Origin of the sequence: Clostridium guangxiense (assembly GCF_021043395.1) — a bacterium.
Taxonomy (GTDB): domain Bacteria; phylum Bacillota; class Clostridia; order Clostridiales; family Clostridiaceae; genus Clostridium_S; species Clostridium_S guangxiense.
Window position 1 is genome coordinate 1 of the sequence record NZ_JAJNKE010000092.1, and the last position, 1,796, is coordinate 1,796.

Annotated in this window: 1 protein-coding gene; it reads left to right on the forward strand. The window is 34.1% G+C overall.

Annotation, left to right across the window (positions count from 1 at the left end; translation table 11 throughout):
- Window positions 1-362: 362 nt before the first annotated feature.
- The gene (locus LQK79_RS20755) at window positions 363-1,670 is read left to right on the forward strand and encodes an IS110 family RNA-guided transposase (protein WP_053243626.1); all 1,308 of its coding nucleotides are present in this window, start codon (window positions 363-365) and stop codon (window positions 1,668-1,670) included.
- The last annotated feature ends 126 nt before the right edge of the window (window positions 1,671-1,796 follow it).

The following is a 1,796-nucleotide window of genomic DNA, read 5'->3' on the forward strand; positions in this document are numbered from 1 at the left end:
CTCCTAGTATAATAATGATATAGCCACTAAGGGCTATTCTTTTCTTCATAAATTTCTAAACTGAGTAACGGAAGAAGGACTTCCTCCTTCATCAGATGTTACTTGTATAATTTAATACGTCTGACGGTTCCTTATAGACTCCAGACTTTTCATAAAGTATAATCTTCAACGATAGGACAAATAATGTTCGCCTCCTTGGGAAGTCAGTTACTACTGATCTATACCTGTGATTAAGTCAATTAGTCCATTCAATGAGGTTTTATGATTAGCTGGTTGGGAGCCTCAGGCTATACCCGTATCACATGCTAGGATGTGTACTCATTGCTTGGAAATGGATTCCTATCAGAAAGGAGCTATCGCTCATGTCAAACATTATTAAATATAATTTATTTATCTCCGTTGGGATTGATGTTGGTGCAGACTTCAGTTGGATGTCTATTGCCCTTCCCAACCAAACATTTGTAGGAAAACCTTTTAAAATCCTACATTCTGATTTAAATTCCCTTGCTATTGCTGTTTCTAAAATAAAAGAAGCAGAAGAGCTGTATTCTTTGGAAAGTCGCATTTTCCTAGAATCCACGGGAATTTATCATTACCCACTCTTCTGCTATCTTCGTGACAATGGATTTAACACCAACGTTATTAATCCTATCATCACTAAGAATAGCACAAACATTAACATCAGAAAAGTACATAATGACAAATTTGATTCAAAAAAAGCTGCCTTAATTGGTTTAAAGCCAGATTTAAAAGTTTCTCTTATGCCATCAGACCTCGCTCTTGATTTAAGAAATTTATCAAGAGAATATTATGACCTGATGGATAATCGCTCTGCTTATGTGAATAAATTGCAGAGTGAACTCCGAATGGTTTTTCCACAGTATTTGAAAATTTTTTCTAAAATAACTACAAACACAGCAATGACATTGCTTGAGAAATATACATCTCCAGATGCCTTTTTAGCAGCTCCAAAAGATGAAATAGTAAACTCCATACGTCTTACTGCACGCTTTGGACCTAATTATGCTTATACTAAATATCATTCTATTATCCAAGCTGCTAATGATGCTCTTACTTTTGGACATGCTGTAAGTAGTAATTTTAAGCGCATTCGTTTATACATAAGCTTCATTAGAAAGTATGATGAAGAGATTTCTTCAATACTCTTAGATATGCATACACTTATCGATGCAAACGAAGGTACTAATTTTGTTAAACAAATTCACTTAATTGAATCATACAAAGGTGCAGGTTTTCTTTCTGCTGTAAGTCTAATGGGAGAAATCGGAGATTTCTCTGCATTTAAGTCACCTAAGCAGCTTTTTGCTTACTTTGGTTTGGATCCAGCAGTAAAACAATCTGGTAAATTTAATGGTACACAAATCAGTATGTCAAAACGAGGTTCTCCAATTGCAAGAAGAGTTATCCACACTATGGCTTTAATCAGCATCAGCAAAAACAAAGATGGTTCTGCCAAAAATCCTGTACTTCGAGACTACTATATTTTGAAATGTAAGAGTAAACCTAAAATGGTAGCTCTAGGAGCTGTTATGCATAAAGTTTGTAACATTGTATTTGCCATTCTTCGTGATGAAAAAGAGTTCAAAATCATAACACCAGAAGACCACCAAAAGAATTACCGCAAAGCGAAATACGGCTTCGCTGCGTAGTATAATTCCATAACCAAATTTTATTTTTTGACAGTTAGTCAAAAGGTTTATTAAAGTTAACCTTTTTTAATCTCATAAAAATAATAATTATTTTTTATTTCTTATTGACATTTCTTAGCTGGACTT